Genomic DNA, 23,553 nt, shown 5'->3' on the forward strand with positions numbered 1-23,553 from the left:
ACCTCCTGGGGAACTTCACGCAGCCTGAACGGGCAGGTCGCGATGAATGGTGCGGGACTTGGTGTAGAGCGTGCCGTCGATGCGCACGAGCACGTCGTCGATGGAGAAGGTCGGCTCGAAGCTGACCACGCCCTCGGCGGTCGTGCGGGTGACGAGCGACGCGTAGCTGACGTTCAGCGTGTTCTCGTCGACCTCTTCGATCAGGTAGTGGTCGTTCCAGTGCCGCACGGCGACGCCCTTGTAACGGGGCAGCGCGGCGCTGGCGCCGGCGATCAGGGCCGCCCGGCCCTCGACCTTCTCGCTCCGGTGGGCGTGGTCGGTGACCCCGTCCTCGGTGAACGTCTGGGCGTAGCCCTCCACGTCCAACGCGTCGAGCAGCCGCATCTGCCGGGCGTAGAACGTCTGAACCTCGATGTGGACCGCAACATTGACAGGGGACACGACAACTCCTCGGTCTGCCGGTTTCGCTACCGCGAATATGGGTGCGGCCGCTGGACATCCGGTCGAGTCGTCCTGGTTCGACCCCGGTTCCAGGTGGGGTTGAGACAAACCGGGCAGGGTCGAAGGCGACATCTCCCTTACTAGAACTCGCGAGGAGGGCCACATGGCCTCAACTCCCGATGTCGCCAAGTCGGTGACGGTCGAGGCGACGATCGAGCAGGCGTTCGCGATCTTCGCGTCGAAGCCGATCGAGTGGTGGCCGGAGTCGCACGTGTTCGTCAAGGACCGGCAGGCCATCACGATCGAACCGTTCGTCGGCGGGCGCTACTTCGAGCGCGGCGCGGACGGCGAGGAGATCGCCTGGGGCACCATCACCGAGTGGGACCCGCCGAAGCGTCTCGTGATGACGTGGCGCGTCGGCCCCTACTGGCAGCCGATCTTCGACGACGAGAAGGCCTCGTTCATCAAGGTCGACTTCGAGGTCGTCGGCCCGACGACGACGAAGGTCACGCTGACCCACGCCGACCTGCACCGTCACGGCGAGATCGCCGAGGGCATCCACAAGGCGCTCGACGGCCCGTCGCCGGGCGAGACGCTGGAGACGTACGCCCGCGTCATCGAGAAGCACGTCCCGAAGGCTGCCTGAGAGACCCCGGAAGTCTTTCAGGCGAACAGAGAAACGGCCGCCCCAAGCCTCCGGGGCGGCCGTTTCCTCGTGCGTTCTAGGCGCCGAGCTCGATCGCTTCGTCGTGCGTGCGGTCGACGACGTTCTTGACCTCGACGACCCGGCCGAGCTGCTTGATCAGCTGGACGATGGTGCGGCCCGGCTGCAGCTCGACGACGACGTCGAGGCGGGACAGATCGCCCCGTTCGGCCGGCGCGAGGCTGAGCGACTCGACGTCGACGCCACGGCTGGAGAACAGCACCACGATCCGTGCCAACGCGCCGGGTTCGTTGCGCAGCAACAGGGAAAGCGAATGTCTGGTCATCACTCTTCCTCGTCGAACAGGGGCCGGATGCCCCGCGCGGCCATGACCTCGTCGTTGCCGGTGCCCGCGGCGACCATCGGCCAGACCTGGGCGTCCTGTCCCACCACGAAGTCGACGACGACGGGCCGGTCGTGGACCGCCATCGCCTCCAGGATGGTTCCGTCCACTTCGGACTGGCTGTCGCACCGCAGGCCGACGCAGCCGAGCGCGTCGGCCAGCTTCACGAAGTCGGGGTGGCGCTGGTGCGTGCCGAGCCTGGTGTTGGAGTAACGGCCCTCGTAGAACAGGGTCTGCCACTGGCGGACCATGCCGAGGTTGCCGTTGTTGATGATCGCGACCTTGATCGGGATGCCTTCGGCGGCACAGGTCGCGAGTTCCTGGTTGGTCATCTGGAAGCAGCCGTCGCCGTCGATGGCCCACACCGTGCGGTCCGGTGCGCCCGTCTGCGCGCCCATCGCCGCCGGCACCGCGAAGCCCATCGTGCCCGCGCCGCCGGAGTTGATGAACGAGCCGGGGCGTTCGTACCTCACGTACTGCGCCGCCCACATCTGGTGCTGGCCGACGCCCGAGACGTAGATGGTCTCCGGGCCGGCGAGCTTGCTGATCCGTTCGATCACGTACTGCGGCGCGAGCATGCCGTCGGCGGGCCAGTCGTACCCGAGCGGGTAGGTGGTGCGCAGCCCGCCGAGGTAGTTCCACCAGTCCGTGAGATCGGTCTTCCTGGTGATCACGGCTGAGAGCGCTGCCATGACGTCGCGGCAGTCTCCGATGATGCCGACGTCCGCCTTGCGGTTCTTGGAGATCTCGGCGGGGTCGATGTCGGCGTGGATCACCGCGGCGTGTGGGGCGAACTCCGGCAGCAGTCCGGTGACCCTGTCGTCGAACCGGGTTCCGAGCGCGATCAGCAGGTCGGCCCGCTGCAGCGCGGCGACGGCGGGCACCGTGCCGTGCATGCCCGGCATCCCCAGGTGCAGCGGATGCGAGTCGGGGAACGCGCCACGGGCCATGAGCGTGGTGACGACCGGGATCCCGGTCTTCTCGGCGAGCCTGTGGAGCTCTCCCGCCGCGCCGCTGCGGATCACGCCGCCGCCGATGTAGAACACCGGCCGCTTCGACGACCCGATCAGCTGGGCGGCGTTGCGGATCTGCACCGGCGAGAGCACCGGCCGCGACGGCGTGACGAGCTTCGCCGGTGTGTAGGTCGTGGCGGTGGCCAGCACGTCCTTGGGCAGGTCCACCAGCACCGGGCCCGGCCGCCCCGATGACGCGAGCTTGAACGCCTCGGCGATCACCCGCGGAATGTCGGCCGGGTCGTGCACCTGGAAGCTGTGCTTGGTGATCGGCAGCGTGATGCTGCGGATGTCCGCCTCCTGGAAGGCGTCCGTCCCGATCACCGACCTCGCCACCTGGCCGGTGATCGCCACGATCGGCACCGAGTCCATGTAGGCGTCCGCGAGCGGTGTCACCAGGTTCGTGGCCCCAGGCCCTGATGTCGCCATGCAGACGCCCACTCGTCCGGTCGCCTGCGCGTACCCCTGGGCAGCGTGGCCGGCGCCCTGTTCGTGGCGCACCAGCACGTGCCGGATCTTCGAGTCGAACAGCGGGTCGTAGGCGGGCAGGATCGCCCCGCCGGGCATTCCGAAGATCACCTCGCAGCCGACGTCCTCGAGCGCCTTGATCAACGCACCTGCACCGGTGGTATCCACGGTTGCTCCCCGAACTTTCAGCCCGCGAGCTGGCGCTCCAGCTGGCGCGGCGACAACGGCTTGTCGAGCGACGGCTCGGAGCTCAGGATCGCCCGCTGCAACTGACGCAGCCTTTCGGACGGCTCAAGTCCCAGCTCTTCGATCAACGTGTCGCGCAGCGACTGGTAGGCCTCCAGCGACTTCCACTGCCGGCCCGCCCGGTAGAGCGCGAGCATGTACTGCGCGCACAGGTTCTCGTGCATCGGGTGCTGCGCGGTGAGCACCGACAGCTCGGACAGCAGCGACTGGTGCTTGCCCAGCTGCAGGTCGGCCTCGATGCGGGTCTCCAGCACGCCGAGGCGGCTCTCCTGCAACCGGGTGACCTCCATGCCGAGCCGGACGCCGATCTGCACGTCCACGAGCACCGGTCCGCGCCACACCTCGGCGGCACTGCGCAGCAACCTGCTCGCCGACTCCAGGTCGCCGATCTCGAACGCCCGCTGACCCGCGCTCGCGAGCCGCTCGTAGCTGCGGACGTCGACGCTCTCCGGCGGAACGTCCAGCATGTAGCCGCCGTAGCGGGTCACCAGAACGTTCTTCGCGACACCGGGACCCTCGCCCGGCATGGCCGCCTCGATGCGACGGCGCACCTGCAGCACGTAGGTCTGCAAAGTGGTGAGTGCGCTGCGTGGCGGTGTCATCCCCCACAGCTCTTCGATCAACGTCGGAACCGTGACGACGTGTCCTGCCTGGAGTCCGAGCAGCGAGAGCACCTGCCTGGGCTTCACCGCGCTCGGCGCGATCGAGACGCCGTTCTCCCGTGCCTCCAGCGGTCCAAGAACCTTGATCTCCATTGGAGCTCCCCTGCTCAGCGGCGGACGACTTGGTCGTGCCATCAAGTTCACCTGAGGCGGGCTATCGGACGCCACGTATCCGGCCATGACTCTCGGATGGCGAACTACTGCACCCGGTGTGAGATATTCATATGCTCAAACGAACCCAAACCGTCCCGCCTCGTAATCGTCCGACCACGAGCAGTGACAGCTGCGAAAAATACTCGGCCATTGGCGTGACATTGAGCCGCGAGTCAATGCGACTTCGCATTCTGAACCGATTCAGTTGCCGTCCCGAACTGCTCTCGGATGTCTAGTATTCGGCCTGGGCGCGCGCCGTGCGAGCTGTTTGACCGGCGTTGACACTCAGACTTTGCTCTGGAGCGGTTTGCTCTTGGGGGGCACGTGAATGCTTCGCCTGCGATACCGAGATACCGCGCGATCATCGTCGCGGTGTTCGCCGCGGTGTGCCTGACCGACCTGACGCGCGCGCTACTTCTCACCGGCGAAGTCACCGAATTGGCGGTGTCGGTCATTGATTTAGCGGTACTTGTCCTACTGCAAGTGTCGTATTTCCGTCGTCTGAGCGCCCTCTGGCGACACCTCGCACTGGCAGCCCAGGCCGCGCTCCTGATCCTGCCGTACGCCCTCTTCGGCCATTCCTGGACGGGCGTGGCGGGCCTCGTCGCCGGCAACGCCCTCCTGATCCTGCGCCCGGCGTTCGGCTGGTCGATCTTCGTGGCGACGGTGGTCGCGACCGGCCTCGCCCAGGCGGCCCACGGCGAGGCGATGATGGCCACCACGGCCACCGCACTCCTGCTCGCGGGCCTGGCCACGGGCTTCGCGACCCACCGCGACTGGCCCGCTCCTGTCGCCCCCGAGCCCCACCCTGCCGCTCCCCTGGTCGTGGACCCCGTGGTCACCACCACCGCGGCGGTCACCGCCGAACGCGTCCGCGTCGCCCGCGACCTGCACGACCTGCTCGGCTACAGCCTCAGCGCGATCAAGCTGAAGAGCGAACTGGCTCACCGGATCGTCGCCGACCGCCCGGACCACGGCTGGGAGTTCATGCAGGAGCACATCACCGATATATTGGATATCACCCACCACGCCCTGGCCGACGTGCGTTCCCTGGCCCGCGCCTACCGCCCGCTGTCGCTGGCGGACACGTCCGACTCGGCCAAGGCGATGCTGGCGGCGTCGAACATCGACGTCCGCGTCGAACTGGCCCACGACCCGCTGCCGGAGCCGCTCGAGACCGTCCTGGCCGCCGTCCTGTGCGAGGCCGTCACGAACGTCCTGCGCCACAGCGACGCCAGCACCTGCACCATCGGCGTGCGCCAGCGCGGCGCCACGATCCTGCTCGACGTCATCAACGACGGCGCGGCCGACCGCGCGGCCTCAGCCGACTGCAACGGCGTCCGCAACCAGGCCGAACGCATCAAGGCCGTCGGCGGCACGTTCAGCGCCCGCCACATCGGCGACGGCTCGTTCCACGTCCACGCCACCATCCCGGCGACCCCGGAGCCCTAGCCTCCAGGACCCCGCAGCCACCGCGCACACCGATATATCAGCGCGCCCCGCCGCCGTTCGCCCCAAAGACGATCTTCCCACACACCCCTGACCTGGCCCTTAGCAACGAGTCTTTGGACTTCGTCGTCAAAAGACTCGTTGCAATGGTCCCGAAGAGGGCTCCGCGAAGATCAAGAGCAGCCTGTCCGGAACCGCCCAGGAGCCGGCTCAGAACCAGCCGGACTTGCGGGCGATGCGGACGGCGTCGACCCGGTTGCGAGCGTCGAGTTTGGCCGTCGCCGCCGTCAGGTAGTTGCGGACCGTGCCGACCGACAGGAACAGCGTCGTGGCGATTTCCATGGCGTCCGCACCGTCGGAGGCGAGTCGCAGCACTTCCAGTTCGCGTGGCGTCAGAGGGCACTCGTCGGTGTCCCACGCGGAAAGAGCGAGCTGCGAGTCGATCACGCGCCGACCAATTGAGACACCCCGAATGGCGTCAGCGAGTTCTCCGACTGGAGCATCCTTGAGGATGAAGCCATTCACACGTGCGTTGAGCGCGCGGCGCAGTGTGCCCGGCCGGCCGAGGCTCGTGAGAATGAGTGTGCGCGTCTCCGGTGCGGTGTCGTGGATCACGGTGGCGGCAGAAAGGCCGTCCATACCCGGCAGGTCGATGTCGAGCACCGCTACGTCCGGTTTGTTCTTCTCGACCGCCGCGATGATTTCGTCACCCGTTGCGACCGACGCGACGACCTCAATATCCGGTTCAAGATTCAACAAGGCGACCAAAGCACCGCGGACCATTTGCACGTCCTCGGCTAGTAGCACTCTGATCATCCGACCCCCTTGCTTGCCCCCAGGTCACCATTTCGAGTCTTACACTCGGTGACCATGCAGGACAAGCATTGAGCCCGGGTGCGCCGAGCGTTACTCCAAATGCGCTAGAAGCAATTAATGAGTTTAATCGGCGGATGACAAGGGGTCACCACTCGCTCACAGATAGCTCAGGGACCGAATCGGGTACCGGGACGACTCGAGCGTTGCCCGAGCACAAAGCGGTACAAGCGATTCGGTCCCCGAGGCAGGTTCTGAAGAGATCATCGCGGCGACGACTCAGCGGGTCTCGCCCCACCGCTCCAGCAGTTCCAGGCCGCCGTCAACGGTGATCACCTGACCCTGAATCCACGCGGCCTCGTCGGTGCAGAGCAACGAAACGGCGTTCGCGATGTCCTGCGGCAGCGTTACGCGACCGGACGGGCTCTTGATCGCGAGCCGGTCCACGAGGTCCGGATCGATGTTCATGGGGCCGTTGTCCACAACGGTGGTGACGACGGCGTTGACCGCGACCTTGTACCAAGCCATTTCCAGCGCGAGCGTCCGAATCACGCCGTGCACCGGTGTCACCGTGTAGCCGGCGATGACCACACGGCCGCCGTCGACGAGAGCCTTGGCGAGCGGCTCCACGATGTTCAGCAACGGCGTGAGGTCCGGCGACACGGCGTGGTGCACGAAGAAGTCGAGCTGCCCGCGTTCCTGCTTGACCTGGTCGAGCAGGAAGCGGACCGAGTGCTCGTCGTGGATGTTCAGCTTGGTGACCGCCACCGAGCCGGGCTTGCCCGCGAGCACGGTCTTCGCGCGCTCCAGGTCGACGTTGTCCTCGTCGGATGTCGTCAGGATGACGTGGGCGCCGTTGTCGCAGAGCTTGCTCGCGATGGCGAGGCCGAGCCCGTGCGTTCCCGACGTGACAACTGCGATCTTGCCGTCGAGTCCCAGGCGCGTGTTGACAGGTTCGATCATGATGCCGACCACCTCTGTTGTCCGCGTGGTGATCGACGTTGCGCCCGGCCGCTAGGGCCGAACTCGACTACTTCTTGCGCAAACCCTCCAAAACACGCAGGATCGCGCGTTCGACCTCACGCCCGGTGCGCTTCGGATCGGACGAACTCGCGATGGTGCTCGCGCACGCGGACAGCGCGCCGAACAGCAGCCGGGCCATGATCTCCACCGGCGCTTCCTCGATCTCACCGGCGTCCACGAGCAGCTGCACCGCCGTGCGGAGCAGACCGAAGCCGAACTGCTCCTCCGCCTCACGCCAGCGTTCCCAGCCCATCACCACCGGTCCCTCGTGGACGATGATCCGCTGGTACTCCGGCTCCAGGCACTTGCGGACGTACGCGCGCAGACCGGCGACCGCGGTGTCCCAGGGGTCGCCGTCCGCCGTGACCACCGCGGTCAGCGAGGCGATCGACCGGGTCTCGACCTGGGTGAAGGCCGCCTCGAACAACGCCTGCTTGCCGCTGAAGTGGTGGTAGAGCGCACCTTTCGTCACGCGGGCGCGTTTGACGACCTCGTCGAGCGAGGTGCCGGCGTAACCGCGCTTGGTGAAGAGGTCGACGGCGCTGTCCACCAACGCCTGCCTGGTCGACTCCGAGTACTCGGAGCGTCGAGTTCGCACGACCGAAACGTATCTCACATACCGACGGTACGTACCGGTGGTATGTTCGTGTCATACCGAGGGTATGCGAGAAACCGGGGGTACGAGACATGGGCTGGGCAGACCACTACCGTCGCCGCGACGCGCTCGACGCCGTCCTGCGCGACGCCCGCCGCGACCCGTCCGCGCCGCTGATCGTCGATCCCGACGTCTTCGGCTCACTGCAGGAACTGCTGCTGGCGCTCGACCACCGCTGGCAGAACAAGCTGACCGCCCGGATGGAGAGCGCCGGGCTGACCGGCCACGTCGACGAGGGCCGCGTCATCGCCGAACTCGCCGCCGAGGAGCCGGTGTTGCGTGCGGTACTGGACACACACCTGTCGCTCGGCAGCTACCGGGCGGTAGGAATGACTCCATGAGTCGTTGGACCGAAGCCGACATCCCCGACCAGACCGGCCGCACAGTCCTGGTGACCGGCGCGAACTCCGGCCTCGGCCTGCGCACCGCCCAGGTGCTCGCGGCCAGGGGTGCCCACGTGATCATGGGCTGTCGCTCGGTCCAGCGCGGGGAGACCGCGCGACGCACCGTCAAGGGGTCGGCCGAGGTCCTCGAACTCGACCTCGCCGACCTCGCCTCCGTGCGCGCCGCGGCGGAGAAGGTCGAGAAGCTCGACGTCCTCATCAACAACGCGGGCATCATGGCCGTTCCGAACGGCCGGACCGTCGACGGCTTCGAGCGCCAGTTCGGCACCAACCACCTGGGCCATGCCGCCTTGACGTGGCTGCTGCTGCCCGCTCTGAGGCAACGTCCGGGCGCACGCGTCGTGACCGTCGCTTCTCTCGCGCACCAGTACGGCCACATCGACTTCACGGACCCGAACTTCGACCGCCGCCCGTACACCCTGCGCGGGTCGTACGGTCAGTCGAAGCTCGCCAACATCCTGTTCGCACGCGAGCTGGAGCGCCGCTCATCGGACGTGACCTCCATCGCGGCCCACCCCGGCCTGACGGCCACCGAGCTCACCAACAACATGGCCGACGCGCACAAGTCGGTGATCCTGCGGGTCGGCGGCAAGATCAGCCACCTGTTCTCTCAGTCCGTCGAAATGGGCGCGCTGCCGCAGCTCTACGCGGCGACGTCACCCGAAGCGCGGGGCGGCGAGTACTACGGTCCGGACGGTTTCAACGGCTTCCGCGGCCACCCAGCCGTGGCGAGGATGACCGCCGCCGCGCGTGACGACCTGGCCGCGAACCGCCTCTGGGAACTCACGATCAAGCTGACCGGAATCGCTCCAGATCTTCCGTAGGGGTGTCGGCGCCCTCGCCTGGGGGAGCGGGAAGGCGCCGACGAGGCCCGGTCGTCACCTTCGGGCCGGGAACATCTTCAGCCCGGAAGTGTGGTTCATGTTCGGCGCGACCTGCGTGAACAACAGATCGTGAACAACGAGCGCTCCACCAGAAGCCCGGTTCTGGCACTTAGCCTGACCTGGTAGTGCGTGACCCCGGACACTTGAGCTCGCAGCGTAGGGTGATGACGTGACTGTGGTACCTGAGGGTCGGAAGCTGCTGCGGCTCGAGGTCCGCAACAGCCAGACGCCGATCGAGAAGAAGCCCTCGTGGATCAAGACCAGGGCGAAGATGGGCCCCGAATACCGGGAGCTCAAGAGTCTGGTCAAACGCGAAGGCCTGCACACGGTCTGCGAAGAGGCCGGCTGTCCCAACATCTACGAGTGCTGGGAAGACCGCGAGGCCACGTTCCTGATCGGCGGCGAGCAGTGCACCAGGCGCTGCGACTTCTGCCAGATCGACACGGGCAAGCCCGCCGACCTCGACCGCGACGAACCGCGTCGCGTCGCCGAGTCGGTCCAGGCCATGGGCCTGCGCTACTCCACGGTCACCGGCGTCGCCCGTGACGACCTGGAGGACGGCGGCGCGTGGCTGTACGCGGAGACCGTCCGCCAGATCCACGAGATGAACCCCGGCACGGGCGTCGAGCTGCTGATCCCGGACTTCAACGCGGTCCCGGAGCAGCTGGCCGAGGTCTTCGAGTCCCGTCCCGAGGTGCTCGCGCACAACCTGGAGACCGTGCCGCGGATCTTCAAGCGCATCCGCCCGGCGTTCACCTACGAGCGTTCCCTCGAGGTGATCACCAAGGCCCGCGAGTTCGGCCTGGTCACCAAGTCGAACCTGATCCTCGGCATGGGCGAGACCCCCGAGGAGGTCACGGAGGCGCTCTCCGACCTCCACGACGCGGGCTGCGACATCATCACCATCACCCAGTACCTGCGCCCGTCGCCGCGGCACCACCCGGTCGAGCGCTGGGTGAAGCCGGAGGAGTTCGTCCAGCACAAGGAGACGGCCGAGGAGATCGGCTTCCTCGGCGTGATGGCGGGCCCGCTCGTCCGCTCCTCCTACCGCGCCGGCCGCCTCTACGCGCAGGCGAAGCAGAAGCGCGGCGAGGACCTCCCGGAGAACCTCCAGCACCTGCTGACGGTGTCGGCGTCCCAGGAGATCACGAGCCTGCTCGCCCCGCGCTGAGCGGAGTGAACGGCGAGCAAACCGATATACCAGCTGGTCACCCGCCCAGGGTGACCAGCTGTTTTGCATCCGGATGCAAAAGACGTTTGCGGGCGTCCGCAAACGTCTTTTGCACAACCGATATATCAGTGCACTCGGGCGTCGGCCTTCGAGGGCGACATGCGGAACTCCACGGTGGCGTGCAGGTCCGGTGTGCCGAGCGCTTCCCGGAGGCGTGGCAGGCCCTCGTCGTCGATGCGGCGGCGGATCCCCCGCAGATCTGCGTCGCCGTGGGCGCGGACGACGAGGGCCAGGCGCGGGGCGGTGTGCGGACCGGTCAGCGCGGCCTCGACCTTGCGCACACCGGGGTAGGCGGTGACCTCTTCGGCGAACGGCGCGGCGGCCGTCGCCGTGGTGATGCGGGTGGCGCCGGCCTCGTCGGCCCAGCGCCAGGCCGCGACCTTGCGGCGCGGGATCTGGGCGGCGAGCCAGCGCAGGCACAGCAGTGCGATCACCACCGCCGCGGCCGCGATCACCCACAGCACCCACGTCGGTGGCAGCGCTGTGCCGGGTAGCAGTGCGGCGGAGCGGTCCACCCGAGGCACGTAGCCGTAGTGGACGGCGGCCGCGAAGGCCCCGGCCAGCATCAGCACCAGGCCCAGCAGGCCGAGGAGGAATCGGTTCACGGTGTGCTCCTGAGTGCCTTGACCCGCACCACGACCTGCGGCGGCCGGGCGAGGGCGAACTCGTCGACGCGGTGTTCGACGGCCGCGCGGACGGCGTCACCCAGGCCGTCGACCACGGCGCGCCGGGTGCGCACCACCGCGCGAACCCGGCGGCGGCGCACCTTCACGGCAGCGGATTCGACGCCGTCGACGACGGCAGCGGACCGCAGGGCGTTGCGCAGGCCGCGCACCGACACCGCGGTGTGCTGGTCCAGGGCCGCCGTCCGCGCCCTGCCGGGCACGACCGCGACGAGGAACAGCACCAGTCCGATGGCCGCGGCGACCCCGCCCGCCACGGCCACCCCCTGAGCCGACCACGTCGTGTCGTGCAGCAGGCCGGCCAGGGAGTCGTACGGCAGCAGGGGCGTCTCGCCCACGGCCAACTGGATCGCGCACACCGCCACCAGGACCGACGCGGCCAGCAGGACGAGCGCCGTGAGCGTGGCGGGCAGGGCCCGGCGGGAACGGCGGGTCACAGGACCCTCCTCACCGGAGCCGCGTCCGCCCGCAGCACGCCGACCGAAACGTCCACGACGGACACTCGCAGGCCGGTGAGCTCGGCGACCCGTTCGACCAGGTGGGCGCGCACCCGGGCAGCGGTCGACGCGACCGGTGCCGGGTAACGCAGGTCGAGGCGCGCGTCGAGCGTGGTCACTCCCCCGGTCACCCGTGCGGTGACCGCGCAGTCGAGCACGTCCGGCACCTCCATGGCGGCGCGCCCGGCGATGCGGCCCACCGCGCGGTCCGCGACGGTGGTCAGACCTGGCTGTGCCGCACCAGGTTGTGCGACACCTGGTTGGGCGGCGAGCGGTGTGATCATCGTCAGTCCCGATCCCTGCCCAGCAACTGCGCGAGGTCGAGCTTGCCCTCGGCGACCCGGCCCGCGACCAGGCCGAGCGCGCCGAAGACGAGCACGACCAGGAACGCGCTGAAGCCCCCGAACGCGGCGGCCAGGCCGAGCGCGAGCCCGGTCAGCAAACCCAGTGCGGTGGTGCTCATGGCGGTTCCTCTCACTGCACGCGAGTGGTTTCGGGCTTCTCTTCGCCCTCGGAGTCACTCGGGATGTGCACGTCGTTGACGTTGATGTTGACCTCGACGACCTCAAGGCCGGTGATCTGCTCGATCGCCGTGATCACGTTGGTGCGCACCGACTTCGCGAGGTCCGCGATCGGCACGCCGTACTCGACGACGAGTTCCAGGTCGACCGCGGCCTGCTTCTCGCCGACCTCGACCGACACGCCCTGGCCCGCGCTCGCGGTGGCGCCGGGAATGCGGTCGCGCAACGCGCTCAGTGCCCGCGTCGCGCCGCCGCCCAGCGCGTGCACGCCCCGGATCTCCCGCGCCGCGAGGCCGGCGACCTTCTGCACGACGACGTCCGCGATGGTGGTGGATCCCTTGTCGGTCACCAGTTTCCCGGCCGCGACACCGTTCTTCTCCACAGTCTGCGTGCTCATCGCAATCCCTTCCTTCGAAGCGTTCACATCAGAAAGACACCGCCTGCGGCCGAAACGTCACGACCCGTTCAGGTGATCGAGGGCACGTTTGTCCACATCGGTCACCACGATCCGCACGACGGCCTTTTCCCATTGCGTGCCAAGGAGAACCGACTTCAGCGCCGCACCGGCCTCCGCGAGCGCCAGCGGCAGCCGGGTGGCGACGACCCGGACGCACACCAGTCCGTCCTCGACGTCGACGGCCAGTGCGTCGACGTCCCAGGAGATCCACGAGCGGGCGGGTTCGGGTGCCGACGGGCGCAGTCCGTCGACCTTCTCCAATGCCTTCAACAACTCCGTCACGATCACCATGCGACGTCCACGATCGTCACGAGAACGGACTCCACCTCGACGCCGGTCAGCTCCGGCACGAGCGCGCGCACCGACCGTTGCACGGCACGGGCCACAGCCGCGGCCTGGTCCTGGCCCGAGATCACCACGTCCACCTCCAGCACCGCGGCCGTTCCCGACCACCGCACCCGCACGCCTTCCACCGGCGCGGGCTGCAATCCCTTGATCTGCTGCCTCGTCGCGCGCACCACCGAACTCACCAGGCCGGCCACACCCGGCTGCACGCGCACGCCGGGGACCCGCTCGGCCGCGTGCACCGCGACCGCCGCCACCGCCGGAGCGGACACGACTGTTTCGATCACTCGCTCATCCTTCGAGAACGTCGGACACGACGAGGTCCAGGCGGGCGAGCCGCACACCGATCCGCGCGGAGGCCGCGGCCAGCACCCGGCGCCGCACCTCGTCGTACGCCTGGTGCGTGACCTGGCCGGCGGTGATCGCGATGCTCAGTTCGACCTCGATCACCGGGTCCATGCCGGTCGACTCCGGTGCTTCGACGACACGGCACCCCCGCGCCCGCACGCCGTCCACACCGTCCGCCGCGTAGCGCAGCACCGCCGCGACCGCGCGCGTGCTGATCCGGGCCAGTCCGTCGCCGGGCAACGGCACGACGTCGGACCGCCGCACGTCGGCGCGCACCGCGGACATCACGCGGCTGACCAGGTCGAACGGTGGCTCGACCTCTTCGCGGACCATCTCCGCGGTCGCCTCGCGCAGAACCAGCAGACTTTCCCGCACCGCCCCGCAGTGCGGGCACGAGCGCGTGTGTTCGTCGGAGAGGTCTATCGCCTCCCAGACCTCTTCTACGTCCCGCCCGCACGGCAGGACGTAGTCGGACGTCACCGCCACGGCGCCATCACCTCCGCGAGTTGTGCCCGTGCCCGCGCGAGCCTGCCGCGCACCGACTGCTGGGTCGTGCCGATCGCCTCGGCGATCTCGTCGTAGGACCGGCCGTGGACCTCGCGCAGCACCCAGCACGCCCGTTGCTCAGGGGTGAGGTCGCGCAGCGCGGCCTGCAACGCGTCGAGCTGCGCGCTCACCTCCACCGCGCGGTCGGGCCGGGTGCGCGGCGCCGGCGACTCGTGCTCGTCGAGCTCGGTGTCGGCGTGCGGTTTGCGCTTGCGCAGCACGTTCAGGCACTGGTTGGTGGTGGTGCGGTAGAGCCAGCCGAGAAACGCCCCGTCGTCGTTGAGCTGCCCGAGCCGCCTCCACGCGGTCAGGAACACGTCCTGCACCGCGTCCTCGGCGTCGCCGGTGCTGCCCACGATGCGCAACGCCAGCCGGTACATCGGACCCTGATAACGGCGCACGAGCTGCTCATATGCCCTCATGTCGCCGTCACGGGACCTTGCCACCAGCGTGGCATCGTCGAGTGCGGCTGCTTCGGCCACGCTCATGCGCACACCCCCGCCCAATTTTTGCTTTGTCGCCCGATGGACACGTTCGAACGCGGAACGTCACGCGGTTCCCTGATTTCCCGCCCGTGATCGCTCTCACCCGGTTTTCACCCGGTCGTGGCGTGACGAAGCTGCGGGGACGGGCATCGAACAGGCGTCAGACCAACCAGCTCAGGAGGACGCGATGTCGCTGTCGGACAAGATCGGCAACAAGGCGGAAGAGCTCGGCGGCAAGGCCAAGGAGACCGCGGGTGAGGTCACTGGCGACGAGCAGCTCGCGAACGAGGGCCGCGCCGATCAGGCGAAGGCGGCCGTCAAGGACGGCGTGGAGAAGGTGAAGGACGCTGTCGGCGGGGTCGTCGACAGCGTCGCCAAGCACCTCAAGAAGTAGAGCACCTCTAGAAGTAAAGAATCTCAAGCAGGAGTTAGAGGCTCTAACTCACGCGAAGCGGATCTCGCCCGCGACGACGCCGTCGAGCTCGCGCACGAAGTCGGCGCCGAACGCGCTGGACGGAGTGTGCGAGCCGGGCGCCACGCCGTTGATCTTGCCGATGGCGCGGAGCACGGAGTCCGCGGTGAGGCTGTAGGCGTTCGGGGTGGTGATCGCGCATTCGACCTTCGACTGCGCGTCCCACGCCTCGCCGAACACCTCGGCCCTGGTGTTGGCGCGCTTGCGCTCGTCGGGGCCCTTCACCTTGCCGGCGACGGTCTTCGCGACGTTCTGCACGAACGGCGTCTGCAGGACGGGCGCGAACACCTGCTGCAGTTGCCCGAGCATGCCCGGCACGGTGGTGAACGTCGTGATGTTCGGGATGCCGGTCGAACGGTAGGCGGTGCTCACATCGCCCCAAGGGATGCTGCCGACCTCACGCGGCCCGGACCGGAAGTAGGCGGTGCGCCGCCGATGCCCGATGCGGACGCTCTTCAGGTCGCCGTTCACACGGATCCGCCCACCCACGGCGGCGGCCTCGACGGACGTCTTGGTCGTGCCCGCGCTCGCCCCTCCCCCGACGACGAACGCGAGGTCGAGGTGCGTCGCGGACGGCAGGGCGTTCTTCAGGATCGCGGCGAGGCAGTCCGTGGGGACGACGTCGAACCCGGCGCCGGGCAACAGCACGATGCCGGCCTTGCGCGCGTCGACATCCCTCATGCCGATGGACTCGAAGACGTCGATCTCGCCCGTGATGTCGAGGTAGTGCGTGCGGGTCCTCAGGCAGGCGTCCACCATCGCGGTGGACGTGTGCGCGAACGGTCCCGCGCAGTGCACGACGGCGTCGACGTCCTCGAGATGCGCCCGCGCCTGGCTCAGGTCGAACGCCCGGTGCTCGAGCCCGAGGGCGGCGGCGATCGGCTCGACCTTCTCGAGCGAACGCCCGGCGAGGATCGGCCGCTCCCCGCGCTGGACCGCGAGCTCGGCGATGAGGCGTCCGGTGTAGCCGTTGGCGCCGTAGACCATCCACGTCATGCCGCGACCTTACCGGCGAGTAGCCCGTCGGGAACCGACCAAAGAGCCGATCAGCAGTAGCGCGCCCACCGCCGCCATCGGCAACGCCCAGAGCAGCCGCCGATGCCTGAGATCGGCACAGATGTCCACATAGGCCGGACTGACCGCGGAGGCCGCGGGCTCGTCGAAGCCGAGGCCGAGGCTGTTGCCGCACGGGATCAGCGACCCGCTCGGCGCCTCGACGGCCAGCGTCACGAACAGGATCGCACCTCCACCGAGCAAGAACGCGAGACCGACCACGAAGGCGAACGTGCGCACTGACATGAGCAAAAGTTACGTCTCAAATGGACTTGGGGATAGCCCTGGTCAGCCGCATTGGGGTTGATCCCCTAATCCCCCGCTGAACGCTCTCACGCCCCCGCGTCCCACGATGCGGGCGAAAACGAGTAGCGCTGCTCCACCCGGCCGTTGCGCGGATGCTGTGCGGGTGCACCGACCTTGATCCACCCGAGGCGTTCGTAGAGCCGCACGCCCCGGACGTTGTCGACGTAGACCAGCAACTCGGCCTTCTCGTATCCATTCTTGATCAACACATCGGGCAACGCGCGCAGCAACGCCTCGCCGACGCCCTTGCCCCACGCGTCCGGGTGCACACCCACGTAGTTGATGTACGCGATGTTCGTCTCTTGTGGACCTCCGGCGAGGAAACCCACCGCCTCACCGCCTTCCTGCGCAAGCAGTAGCAGCGAAGGCTCGTTCGCGAGAGCGCTCTCCACACCGGGACGCGCCGCTTCGAGCGACGGAACCTCGTCGTAGCCGTCCCGCTCGGCAACCGCGCGCGCCCAGATCAACGCGGCCGTGTCGACGTGTTCCGGTCCCCCTTGGATGATCTCCACGCGGTCCAGCGTGTCAGCGCCGGAGCACGACCGGAAGCGATTTAAGGCTGGCCATGATGTCGTTGTGCGTCACCGCGGGCTGCTCGTCGCCCGAGTAGCTGGTGCGCGGGAAGCGGCTCGTGAGGTGCCGCAGCACGGTTTCGGTCTCCAGCCGGGCGAGCGCCGATCCCAGGCAGAAGTGCGGGCCGTGGCCGAACGTCACGTGACCGGTCGTCTCGCGGTCGAGCCGGTACTCGTCGGCCTTGTCGTGTGCCCGCGGGCATCGTCCGGCGGCGCCGAGGTTGATCAGCAGCAGCGTGTTCTCCGGAACCGTCGTGCCGCCGATCTCGACCGGCTCGGTGGTGATGCGGTGCGTGGCGCTGCGGACCGGCGAGTTGTGGCGCAGCGTCTCCTCAACGAGGCGTGGCACCAGATCGGGGTCTTCGGCGGCCTCGTGCCACAGGTCGTTGTCCAACGCGTCGTGCACCACGTTCGCGATGAGGCTCGCTGACGTCTCGTGCCCCGCGACGACGAGAAGGAACGCCATCGCCATCAGTTCGTCGTGACTCAGGTGGTCACCATCGTCGCCCGCGGCCGTGCTCAACGCGCCGAACAGCGATCGGGGGTCCAGGCCGTTGCTCGTGAGCAGCGCGTGGAAGTAGCCGCCCAGTTCGTCGCTCGCCGGCTGCGACACCTCGGGTTCCATCGACATCATCGTCTCGATCAACGTGCGGACGTGCGCCCGATCTCCGGCCGGCAGCCCGAGCACCTCGCCGATCACGTGCATCGGCATCGGCACGGCCAGCTCCGCGACGAGGTCGATCTCCTCGTTCTCGGGAAGCCTGGCGATCAGTTCCGCGCTGATCTCCTCGATGCGCGGCGCGAGCTGCTGCACCGCCTTGCCGTTGAACGCCTTCACCGCGAGCGCCCTCAGCCGGGCGTGCTGCGGGCTGTCGCTGTTGAGCATGCTCGGCCCGAAGAGACCGGCGAGGTCCGTCTGCGTGCTTCCCAGTTCGGCGAGCTGGCGTTTGATCTCGCGCTGCAGGGCCGCGCTGTCCTTGGAGAGCCGCTGGTCGGTGAGCAGCTGACGGCTGAGCTCCAACCCGACCGTGACCACCTGCATCTCGACGCCGTTGGGCAACGTCACGGGGTGCAGGGGCCCCTCTTCCCGTGCGTCGTCCTCGATCCGGTGGTGGTCACGTGCGCGCAAATCGCCGCCGGTCAACAAGTTCGACATGGCCGGTCTTCGCCTCCGTTTGGATTCGACTAAGACCGTTCTACCGTGATCGCCGTCTATCGGAACGAGTCCAACGCGGTGATCGTCTCCACCGCGGGCAGTCGGGGCGGCTCCGCGGCGATGGCCTTGCGCCCCAGCACCCACTCCGGAAGGTGATGCCGCAGCGCTGCCCGCCCCTGAGCCGTGATGTCGACCGGTGCCGCCATCCCGTGGTCCATTGCCCGTTCGGGCGCGACCCACGTGATCCAGTCCCGCAACCGCAGGACCTCGAGGTCGTCCGAATCCCACTGCTTGGCGGGCCGGTGCTCCAGGTACCAGCGCGTGGCGCCGCGGTGCACACCACCCTGCTCCACGAGGGCGAGCAGCTTCACCTGCTCCTGTGTGACAGTGGTGGGGACGGGTTTCGCGGCCTTGCCCTTGCGCTTCACTGGTAGTCGTCGTCCTTCGGAGATGGCGAACCTCGAACAAAGTACGGCACCGTCTCAGTTCGTTCCAGAGGGTCACGAGCAGTAGAAGGGCTCGGACATGTAGCAGTAGACCGAATTCGTCTTGCTGGTCGTGCGGAACGGCTTTCCGTTGTTGCGAACGGTCTGCACACCGCTCTTGCCCCCGGCCGACCAGTCGAGCTCGATCACCCACGTGCAGTCGCACGACAAGGTGTGGGCGGAGAAGGTGAAGACCTCCGGCTGGGTCGAGGAAACGCTGTAGGGGAACCGGATCGGATCGCCCCTCAGCCCTTCCGCCGCCAGACTGGCCGCGGCCTCCGGATCCAGGTCGTCCGGGAAGCTGACCGGCTGTTCCCGGTCCAGGTCGACGTCCATGTAGTGCGCGTTCACCGGCTCCCCGCACTGACCGCTGAGAATCGTTCCTGTCAGCGGCGACTTCCTCTCCAGCACCTTGACCCGAATACCGGTGATCACGACGTTGCTGGTCGCCTCATGCCCCTGTGCGGTGATGGTGAACGACGCCTCGCTCGCCTGCGCGCCATCCCTGGTGTGCTCCCACGTGGCCCACTGGTCCGACCGGATCGACGGATCGGACACCGCTGCGAGTTCGGCCGGCGACTTCGAAGCCACCCAGGCGAACCGGCATCCGTCCGTGAGGGTCTTCACAGCGACCGCCAGCGGTTCGGACGGCTTGGACGGTGAGCTGCGGACGAGCACCACGGCGACCGCGGCCGCGAGAAGGCAGACGACGATCACGACCGCCCACCTCGGACCGAGGTTGAACATGAAGGTGTTGCCGCGGAAGACGCCGATGTTGCCGCGGCTGCTGCCCAGCTGGAAGACCGTGCCCGCGTCACCCTCGACGGTGTTGGCGGTCTGGGAAGGCGGGCCCTGCTCGGGTCTCTCGTGCACCGGACGACCTCCTGCGCCGCAGCGGGGATCCACGCCCTTGCTGCTTCGACCGAGATCGTTGAGGTGTTACGGAATTCCACGCGAGGAGATCTGAACGGTGGTGGGCGCGACAGGGATCGAACCTGCGACCGCTCGGGTGTAAGCCGAGTGCTCTTCCGCTGAGCTACACGCCCCGGCCCGGCGCCGCGAAGCGCTGGGGTACAGCTACATCATGCCTTGAGGGAGGTTACGGCCTTCTTCCAGGCGTCCTGATCGCGGGCCTCACCCGGCGCGTTCACCTCGGCGAAGCGGACGACGCCGACGGTGTCGATCAGGAACGTACCCCGCAGCGCCATACCGACGGCCTCGTTGAAGACGCCGTAGGACTGCGCGACGGCCCCGTGCGGCCAGAAGTCCGACAGCAGCGGGAACTGGTAGCCCTCCTGGTTCGCCCACGCCTTCAGCGCGAACGGGGAGTCCACGGACACGCCCAGCACCTGGACGTTCTCGTCCTCGTAGGTCGCCAGTTCGTCGCGCAGCTGGCAGAGCTCGCCCTGGCAGGTGCCGCTGAACGCGAACGGGTAGAAGACCAGGAGCACGTTCTTCTCGCCACGGAACGACGACAACTTCACACGCTGCTTGTTGTAGTCGTTGAGCGTGAAGTCCGGGGCCTCCGAACCGACCTCGACCGCCATGAGCCAAACCCCTCCGGTGCGACAAAGGACCACGAACGCGCTGGGCGCCCGTGGTTCAACCCTATGTCAGCCCGATGAGGGTCAGCGCTTGGCCTTGGCCGACTTCGGCCACACCAGGCGGATGCCCGCCCAGTCGTCGGCGACGCTGATGTTGGAGGTCTGGGACAGGCCAGCGGTGGGGACCGCTTCGGCGACGTCGCTCGGCTCCACGTGGCCGGGGCGGCCGGTCTTCGGGGTGAGAACCCAGATCACGCCGTCCTCGGCGAGCACGCCGGTGGCCTCGAGAAGGGCGTCAACCAGGTCGCCGTCGTCCTCCCGCCACCAGAGCAGCACGACGCTCACGGTCTCATCGGCCTCCTCGTCGAGGAGATCTCCCCCGATCCGCTCCTCGACTGCGGCACGCAAGGCGTCGTCGACGTCCTCGTCCCAGCCGAGTTCCTGGACGACCATGCCCGATTCGATCCCGAGCTTCTCGGCGACGCCGATCTTGCCGGCGTCTTCCGCGGCGACCACGGTTTTCACTCCTCCAACTACGCAAGAGCGACAGCCCTAAGACTGCCGCCAGAGTCCGTTACTCGGGCTAGCGAACACTGTCAGCTACCTCCGGCGCAACTGTTGACCACTTGACACGCCGTAACGGGTACCCCTGTGGAGTTCCCTAGACTGGCATGAGGCACGCTCTACATACCTCTTATCGCGCGCGCGTGAGCGACACGATCCAGAACTACCGACCGGTAGCGATGACGAAGTCGCCACGCAAGGACAACGATAGGAGCGCGTGGCACGGTTTCCGGGCCATCGCGTGTACCGCCAACGAAGCCGAGGAGACACCTTGAGCCCGCAGAACACAGGCCCCGAGCGGGTACGTGTCATTCGCGACGGTCTCGCAGCCCACCTGCCGGACATCGACCCCGAAGAGACGTCCGAGTGGCTGGAGTCGTTCGACGAGGTGCTCAAGGGCGGCGGGCAACAGCGGGCTCGCTATCTGATGCTTCGCCTGCTGGAACGCGCGGGCCAGAACCAGGTCGGCATCCCCTCGCTGACCAGCACGGACTACGTCAACACCATCCCCACCGAGCGGGAGCCGTGGTTCCCCGGTGACGAGGAGGTGGAGCGTCGTTACCGTGCGTGGATCCGCTGGAACGCCGCGATGACGGTGCACCGCGCGCAGCGGCCTGGCGTGGGTGTCGGTGGACACATTTCGACCTACGCCTCCAGCGCGTCGCTCTACGAGGTCGGCTTCAACCACTTCTTCCGCGGCAAGAACCACCCCGGCGGCGGCGACCAGATCTTCATCCAGGGCCACGCCTCCCCCGGCGTGTACGCTCGCGCCTTCCTCGAGGGCCGGCTGAGCGAGCACCAGCTCGACGGCTTCCGCCAGGAGTACTCGCACGCCGGACCGGGCGGCGGTCTGCCGTCGTACCCGCACCCGCGCCTCATGCCGGACTTCTGGGAGTTCCCCACGGTCTCCATGGGCATCGGCCCGATGAACGCGATCTACCAGGCGCGGTTCAACCGCTACCTGCGTGACCGCGGCTTCAAGGACACGTCCGACCAGCACGTGTGGGCGTTCCTCGGCGACGGCGAGATGGACGAGCCCGAGTCGCGCGGCCTGCTCCAGCTCGCCGCGAACGAGCAGCTCGACAACCTGACGTTCGTGGTCAACTGCAACCTGCAGCGCCTCGACGGCCCGGTGCGCGGCAACGGCAAGATCATCCAGGAGCTGGAGTCGTTCTTCCGCGGCGCCGGCTGGAACGTCATCAAGGTCGTCTGGGGCCGCGAGTGGGACGCGCTGCTGCACGCGGACCGCGACGGCGCGCTCGTCAACCTGATGAACAACACGCCCGACGGCGACTACCAGACGTACAAGGCGAACGACGGCGCGTACATCAAGGAGCACTTCTTCGGCCGCGACCCGCGGACGAAGGCGCTCGTCGAGCCGATGACCGACGACGAGGTGTGGAACCTCAAGCGCGGCGGCCACGACTACCGCAAGGTCTACGCGGCCTACAAGGCGGCGACCGAGACCGTCGGCCAGCCGACCGTCATCCTCGCCAAGACGATCAAGGGCTACTCGCTCGGCAAGCACTTCGCGGCGCGCAACGCGACGCACCAGATGAAGAAGATGACCCTGGACGACCTCAAGGGCTTCCGGGACAGCCTGCGCATCCCGATCTCCGACGAGGTGCTCGAGAAGGACCCGTACCTGCCGCCGTACTACCACCCCGGGCAGGACAACCAGGAGATCCAGTACATGCTGGAGCGCCGCCGTCAGCTGGGTGGTTTCCTGCCGGAGCGCCGCACGAAGTCCAAAGCGCTGGTGCTGCCGGGCGACAAGGTCTACGAGGGCATCAAGCGCGGCTCCGGCAAGCAGGAGGTCGCCACGACGATGGCGTTCGTCCGGCTCGTCCGCGACCTCGCGAAGGACCCGGAGATCGGCCCGCGCATCGTGCCGATCATCCCGGACGAGGCACGAACGTTCGGCATGGACTCCATGTTCCCGACGCAGAAGATCTACAACCCGAACGGCCAGGCGTACACCTCGGTGGACGCCAACCTGATGCTCGCCTACAAGGAGTCCGAGCAGGGCCAGATCCTGCACGAGGGCATCAACGAGGCGGGTTCCACGGCGTCGTTCACGGCGGTCGGCACGTCCTACGCCACGCAGGGCGAGCCGATGATCCCGATCTACATCTTCTACTCGATGTTCGGCTTCCAGCGCACGGGCGACGGCCTGTGGGCGGCGGCGGACCAGATGGCGCGCGGCTTCGTGCTGGGTGCCACCGCGGGCCGCACCACGCTGACCGGTGAGGGCCTGCAGCACGCCGACGGCCACTCGCTGCTGCTGGCGCACACGAACCCGGCCGTGGTCTCGTACGACCCGGCGTGGTCCTTCGAGGTGGCGCACATCGTCAAGGACGGTCTGCGCAGGATGTACGGCGAGAACGCCGAGAACGTCTTCTACTACATGACGGTCTACAACGAGCCGTACGTGCAGCCGGCCGAGCCGGAGGGCCTGGACGTGGAAGGCCTCCTGCGGGGCCTCTACAAGTACCAGGACGGCCCGCAGACCGGTGGCCCGCGTGCCCAGATCCTCGGGTCCGGCGTGGGCCTCCCGTGGGCTCTCAAGGCGCAGAAGCTGCTCGCCGAGGAGTGGGGCGTGTCGGCGGACGTGTGGTCCGCCACGTCGTACTCGGAGCTGCGCCGCGACGCCGTCGAGACCGACCGCCACAACCTGCTGCACGTGGACGCGGAGCCGCGCGTGCCGTACGTGACGCAGGTGCTCAAGGACGTGCAGGGCCCGGTCATCGCCGTCTCCGACTGGGCGTCGGCGATCCCGGACCTGATCCGCCCGTACGTCCCGACCGACATGACGACCCTGGGCACGGACGGCTTCGGCTTCTCCGACACCCGCCCGGCCGCCCGCCGCCACTTCCTGGTGGACGCGGAGTCCGTCGTCGTCGCCACGCTGGCCGCACTGGCCAGGCGCGGCGAGGTCGAGCAGGCCAAGGTCGTCGAGGCGTCCCGCAAGTACCGCATCAACGACGTGCAGGCCGCTGGGCCTTCCACGGGCGACGCGGGTCTGGCCTAG

30 protein-coding genes, 1 tRNA gene and 1 pseudogene are annotated in these 23,553 nt (G+C 68.1%); 7 read left to right on the forward strand and 25 right to left on the reverse strand.

Annotated features, from left to right (window positions below):
• Positions 1-15 precede the first annotated feature (15 nt).
• Positions 16-441: a nuclear transport factor 2 family protein gene (locus ACIRG5_RS43630; protein ID WP_319978460.1), complete on the reverse strand. Its 426-nt coding sequence runs from the start codon at positions 439-441 to the stop codon at positions 16-18.
• 163 nt (positions 442-604) lie between these two features.
• Between ACIRG5_RS43630 and ACIRG5_RS43635 the strand changes: the two genes are divergently transcribed.
• Complete coding sequence (locus ACIRG5_RS43635) at positions 605-1,087, forward strand: SRPBCC domain-containing protein (RefSeq protein ID WP_093600122.1); 483 nt, start codon at positions 605-607, stop codon at positions 1,085-1,087.
• A 76-nt stretch (positions 1,088-1,163) separates the two neighbouring features.
• Here the strand turns inward: ACIRG5_RS43635 and ilvN are convergent, their stop codons facing one another.
• The 3 genes and pseudogenes from ilvN to ACIRG5_RS43650 all read right to left on the reverse strand — a co-directional run bounded on the left by ilvN (position 1,164) and on the right by ACIRG5_RS43650 (position 3,969).
• Positions 1,164-1,430, reverse strand: coding sequence for an acetolactate synthase small subunit (ilvN, locus tag ACIRG5_RS43640; protein WP_402916506.1), 267 nt, complete (start codon positions 1,428-1,430; stop codon positions 1,164-1,166).
• Positions 1,430-3,148: pseudogene (locus ACIRG5_RS43645) on the reverse strand (acetolactate synthase large subunit); the annotation flags it as partial. The gene ilvN and the pseudogene ACIRG5_RS43645, both read right to left, overlap by 1 nt.
• A gap of 5 nt (positions 3,149-3,153) precedes the next feature.
• A complete protein-coding gene (locus tag ACIRG5_RS43650; RefSeq protein ID WP_030474542.1) occupies positions 3,154-3,969 on the reverse strand; it encodes an AfsR/SARP family transcriptional regulator in 816 nt (271 codons plus the stop codon).
• Positions 3,970-4,512: 543 nt separating this feature from the next.
• Between ACIRG5_RS43650 and ACIRG5_RS43655 the strand changes: the two genes are divergently transcribed.
• Positions 4,513-5,481: a sensor histidine kinase gene (locus tag ACIRG5_RS43655; RefSeq protein ID WP_402916508.1), complete on the forward strand. Its 969-nt coding sequence runs from the start codon at positions 4,513-4,515 to the stop codon at positions 5,479-5,481.
• A 207-nt stretch (positions 5,482-5,688) separates the two neighbouring features.
• On the opposite strand, the gene ACIRG5_RS43660 is transcribed toward ACIRG5_RS43655, so the two are convergent.
• From ACIRG5_RS43660 to ACIRG5_RS43670, 3 genes are all read right to left on the reverse strand, one after another.
• Positions 5,689-6,294 carry a DNA-binding response regulator gene (locus ACIRG5_RS43660; RefSeq protein WP_093600134.1) on the reverse strand — a complete coding sequence of 202 codons (606 nt, stop codon included), beginning with the start codon at positions 6,292-6,294 and terminating at the stop codon, positions 5,689-5,691.
• 276 nt (positions 6,295-6,570) lie between these two features.
• A complete protein-coding gene (locus ACIRG5_RS43665; RefSeq protein WP_402916511.1) occupies positions 6,571-7,254 on the reverse strand; it encodes an SDR family oxidoreductase in 684 nt (227 codons plus the stop codon).
• A 67-nt stretch (positions 7,255-7,321) separates the two neighbouring features.
• A complete protein-coding gene (locus tag ACIRG5_RS43670; protein WP_402916513.1) occupies positions 7,322-7,912 on the reverse strand; it encodes a TetR/AcrR family transcriptional regulator in 591 nt (196 codons plus the stop codon).
• An 89-nt stretch (positions 7,913-8,001) separates the two neighbouring features.
• On the opposite strand from ACIRG5_RS43670, the gene ACIRG5_RS43675 reads away from it, so the two are divergent.
• From ACIRG5_RS43675 to lipA, 3 genes are all read left to right on the forward strand, one after another.
• Positions 8,002-8,310, forward strand: coding sequence for a hypothetical protein (locus ACIRG5_RS43675; RefSeq protein ID WP_402916515.1), 309 nt, complete (start codon positions 8,002-8,004; stop codon positions 8,308-8,310).
• Entirely contained in the window at positions 8,307-9,197 is an 891-nt protein-coding gene (locus ACIRG5_RS43680; RefSeq protein ID WP_402916517.1) for an oxidoreductase, read from the forward strand. Before ACIRG5_RS43675 ends, ACIRG5_RS43680 begins: the two co-directional genes overlap by 4 nt.
• A gap of 229 nt (positions 9,198-9,426) precedes the next feature.
• Positions 9,427-10,428 (forward strand): lipoyl synthase, encoded by a 1,002-nt coding sequence (gene lipA / locus ACIRG5_RS43685; protein WP_402916519.1) that lies wholly within the window; start codon positions 9,427-9,429, stop codon positions 10,426-10,428.
• Between the two features lie 125 nt (positions 10,429-10,553).
• Here lipA and ACIRG5_RS43690 read toward each other — a convergent pair whose 3' ends face one another.
• Genes ACIRG5_RS43690 through ACIRG5_RS43730 form a run of 9 tightly spaced genes read right to left on the reverse strand, consistent with a single transcriptional unit; the run spans position 10,554 to position 14,373 of the window.
• Positions 10,554-11,093 carry an alkaline shock response membrane anchor protein AmaP gene (locus ACIRG5_RS43690; protein ID WP_402916521.1) on the reverse strand — a complete coding sequence of 180 codons (540 nt, stop codon included), beginning with the start codon at positions 11,091-11,093 and terminating at the stop codon, positions 10,554-10,556.
• Positions 11,090-11,608 (reverse strand): DUF6286 domain-containing protein, encoded by a 519-nt coding sequence (locus ACIRG5_RS43695; protein ID WP_402916523.1) that lies wholly within the window; start codon positions 11,606-11,608, stop codon positions 11,090-11,092. The genes ACIRG5_RS43690 and ACIRG5_RS43695 overlap by 4 nt, the downstream gene beginning before the upstream one ends.
• Entirely contained in the window at positions 11,605-11,952 is a 348-nt protein-coding gene (locus ACIRG5_RS43700; RefSeq protein WP_402916525.1) for an Asp23/Gls24 family envelope stress response protein, read from the reverse strand. Before ACIRG5_RS43700 ends, ACIRG5_RS43695 begins: the two co-directional genes overlap by 4 nt.
• Positions 11,953-11,954: 2 nt before the next feature.
• Positions 11,955-12,131 (reverse strand): hypothetical protein, encoded by a 177-nt coding sequence (locus ACIRG5_RS43705; protein ID WP_402916527.1) that lies wholly within the window; start codon positions 12,129-12,131, stop codon positions 11,955-11,957.
• An 11-nt stretch (positions 12,132-12,142) separates the two neighbouring features.
• On the reverse strand, positions 12,143-12,586 hold the full coding sequence (locus tag ACIRG5_RS43710; RefSeq protein WP_402916529.1) for an Asp23/Gls24 family envelope stress response protein: 444 nt from the start codon (positions 12,584-12,586) through the stop codon (positions 12,143-12,145).
• 57 nt (positions 12,587-12,643) lie between these two features.
• Positions 12,644-12,937 (reverse strand): hypothetical protein, encoded by a 294-nt coding sequence (locus ACIRG5_RS43715; protein WP_402916531.1) that lies wholly within the window; start codon positions 12,935-12,937, stop codon positions 12,644-12,646.
• On the reverse strand, positions 12,931-13,278 hold the full coding sequence (locus ACIRG5_RS43720; RefSeq protein ID WP_402916533.1) for an Asp23/Gls24 family envelope stress response protein: 348 nt from the start codon (positions 13,276-13,278) through the stop codon (positions 12,931-12,933). The genes ACIRG5_RS43715 and ACIRG5_RS43720 overlap by 7 nt, the downstream gene beginning before the upstream one ends.
• Positions 13,279-13,282: 4 nt before the next feature.
• Positions 13,283-13,825, reverse strand: coding sequence for an Asp23/Gls24 family envelope stress response protein (locus tag ACIRG5_RS43725; protein WP_402916535.1), 543 nt, complete (start codon positions 13,823-13,825; stop codon positions 13,283-13,285).
• Positions 13,816-14,373 (reverse strand): RNA polymerase sigma factor, encoded by a 558-nt coding sequence (locus tag ACIRG5_RS43730; protein ID WP_402916537.1) that lies wholly within the window; start codon positions 14,371-14,373, stop codon positions 13,816-13,818. The genes ACIRG5_RS43725 and ACIRG5_RS43730 overlap by 10 nt, the downstream gene beginning before the upstream one ends.
• Before the next feature lie 184 nt (positions 14,374-14,557).
• Here ACIRG5_RS43730 and ACIRG5_RS43735 point away from each other — a divergent pair, with 184 nt between their 5' ends.
• Complete coding sequence (locus ACIRG5_RS43735) at positions 14,558-14,764, forward strand: CsbD family protein (RefSeq protein WP_266043508.1); 207 nt, start codon at positions 14,558-14,560, stop codon at positions 14,762-14,764.
• A 48-nt stretch (positions 14,765-14,812) separates the two neighbouring features.
• On the opposite strand, the gene ACIRG5_RS43740 is transcribed toward ACIRG5_RS43735, so the two are convergent.
• The 9 genes from ACIRG5_RS43740 to ACIRG5_RS43780 form a co-directional block, all read right to left on the reverse strand.
• On the reverse strand, positions 14,813-15,838 hold the full coding sequence (locus ACIRG5_RS43740; protein WP_402916540.1) for a saccharopine dehydrogenase family protein: 1,026 nt from the start codon (positions 15,836-15,838) through the stop codon (positions 14,813-14,815).
• A 9-nt stretch (positions 15,839-15,847) separates the two neighbouring features.
• A complete protein-coding gene (locus ACIRG5_RS43745) occupies positions 15,848-16,141 on the reverse strand; it encodes a hypothetical protein (RefSeq protein WP_330270135.1) in 294 nt (97 codons plus the stop codon).
• An 86-nt stretch (positions 16,142-16,227) separates the two neighbouring features.
• The gene (locus tag ACIRG5_RS43750) at positions 16,228-16,713 is read right to left on the reverse strand and encodes a GNAT family N-acetyltransferase (protein ID WP_402916542.1); all 486 of its coding nucleotides are present in this window, start codon (positions 16,711-16,713) and stop codon (positions 16,228-16,230) included.
• A gap of 13 nt (positions 16,714-16,726) precedes the next feature.
• Positions 16,727-17,929, reverse strand: coding sequence for a cytochrome P450 (locus tag ACIRG5_RS43755; RefSeq protein ID WP_402916544.1), 1,203 nt, complete (start codon positions 17,927-17,929; stop codon positions 16,727-16,729).
• A 56-nt stretch (positions 17,930-17,985) separates the two neighbouring features.
• Entirely contained in the window at positions 17,986-18,357 is a 372-nt protein-coding gene (locus ACIRG5_RS43760; protein ID WP_402916546.1) for a hypothetical protein, read from the reverse strand.
• Between the two features lie 72 nt (positions 18,358-18,429).
• Positions 18,430-19,287, reverse strand: coding sequence for a hypothetical protein (locus ACIRG5_RS43765; protein WP_402916548.1), 858 nt, complete (start codon positions 19,285-19,287; stop codon positions 18,430-18,432).
• Positions 19,288-19,385: 98 nt separating this feature from the next.
• A tRNA-Val gene (locus ACIRG5_RS43770) sits at positions 19,386-19,460 on the reverse strand.
• A 36-nt stretch (positions 19,461-19,496) separates the two neighbouring features.
• Positions 19,497-19,961 carry a peroxiredoxin gene (locus tag ACIRG5_RS43775; RefSeq protein ID WP_402916550.1) on the reverse strand — a complete coding sequence of 155 codons (465 nt, stop codon included), beginning with the start codon at positions 19,959-19,961 and terminating at the stop codon, positions 19,497-19,499.
• 81 nt (positions 19,962-20,042) lie between these two features.
• The gene (locus tag ACIRG5_RS43780; RefSeq protein WP_191305365.1) at positions 20,043-20,474 is read right to left on the reverse strand and encodes a DUF3052 domain-containing protein; all 432 of its coding nucleotides are present in this window, start codon (positions 20,472-20,474) and stop codon (positions 20,043-20,045) included.
• 319 nt (positions 20,475-20,793) lie between these two features.
• On the opposite strand from ACIRG5_RS43780, the gene aceE reads away from it, so the two are divergent.
• Positions 20,794-23,553 (forward strand): pyruvate dehydrogenase (acetyl-transferring), homodimeric type, encoded by a 2,760-nt coding sequence (aceE, locus tag ACIRG5_RS43785; RefSeq protein WP_402916552.1) that lies wholly within the window; start codon positions 20,794-20,796, stop codon positions 23,551-23,553.

Origin of the sequence: Lentzea sp. NPDC102401, assembly GCF_044765805.1 — a bacterium.
Classification (GTDB): Bacteria; Actinomycetota; Actinomycetes; order Mycobacteriales; family Pseudonocardiaceae; genus Lentzea; species Lentzea sokolovensis.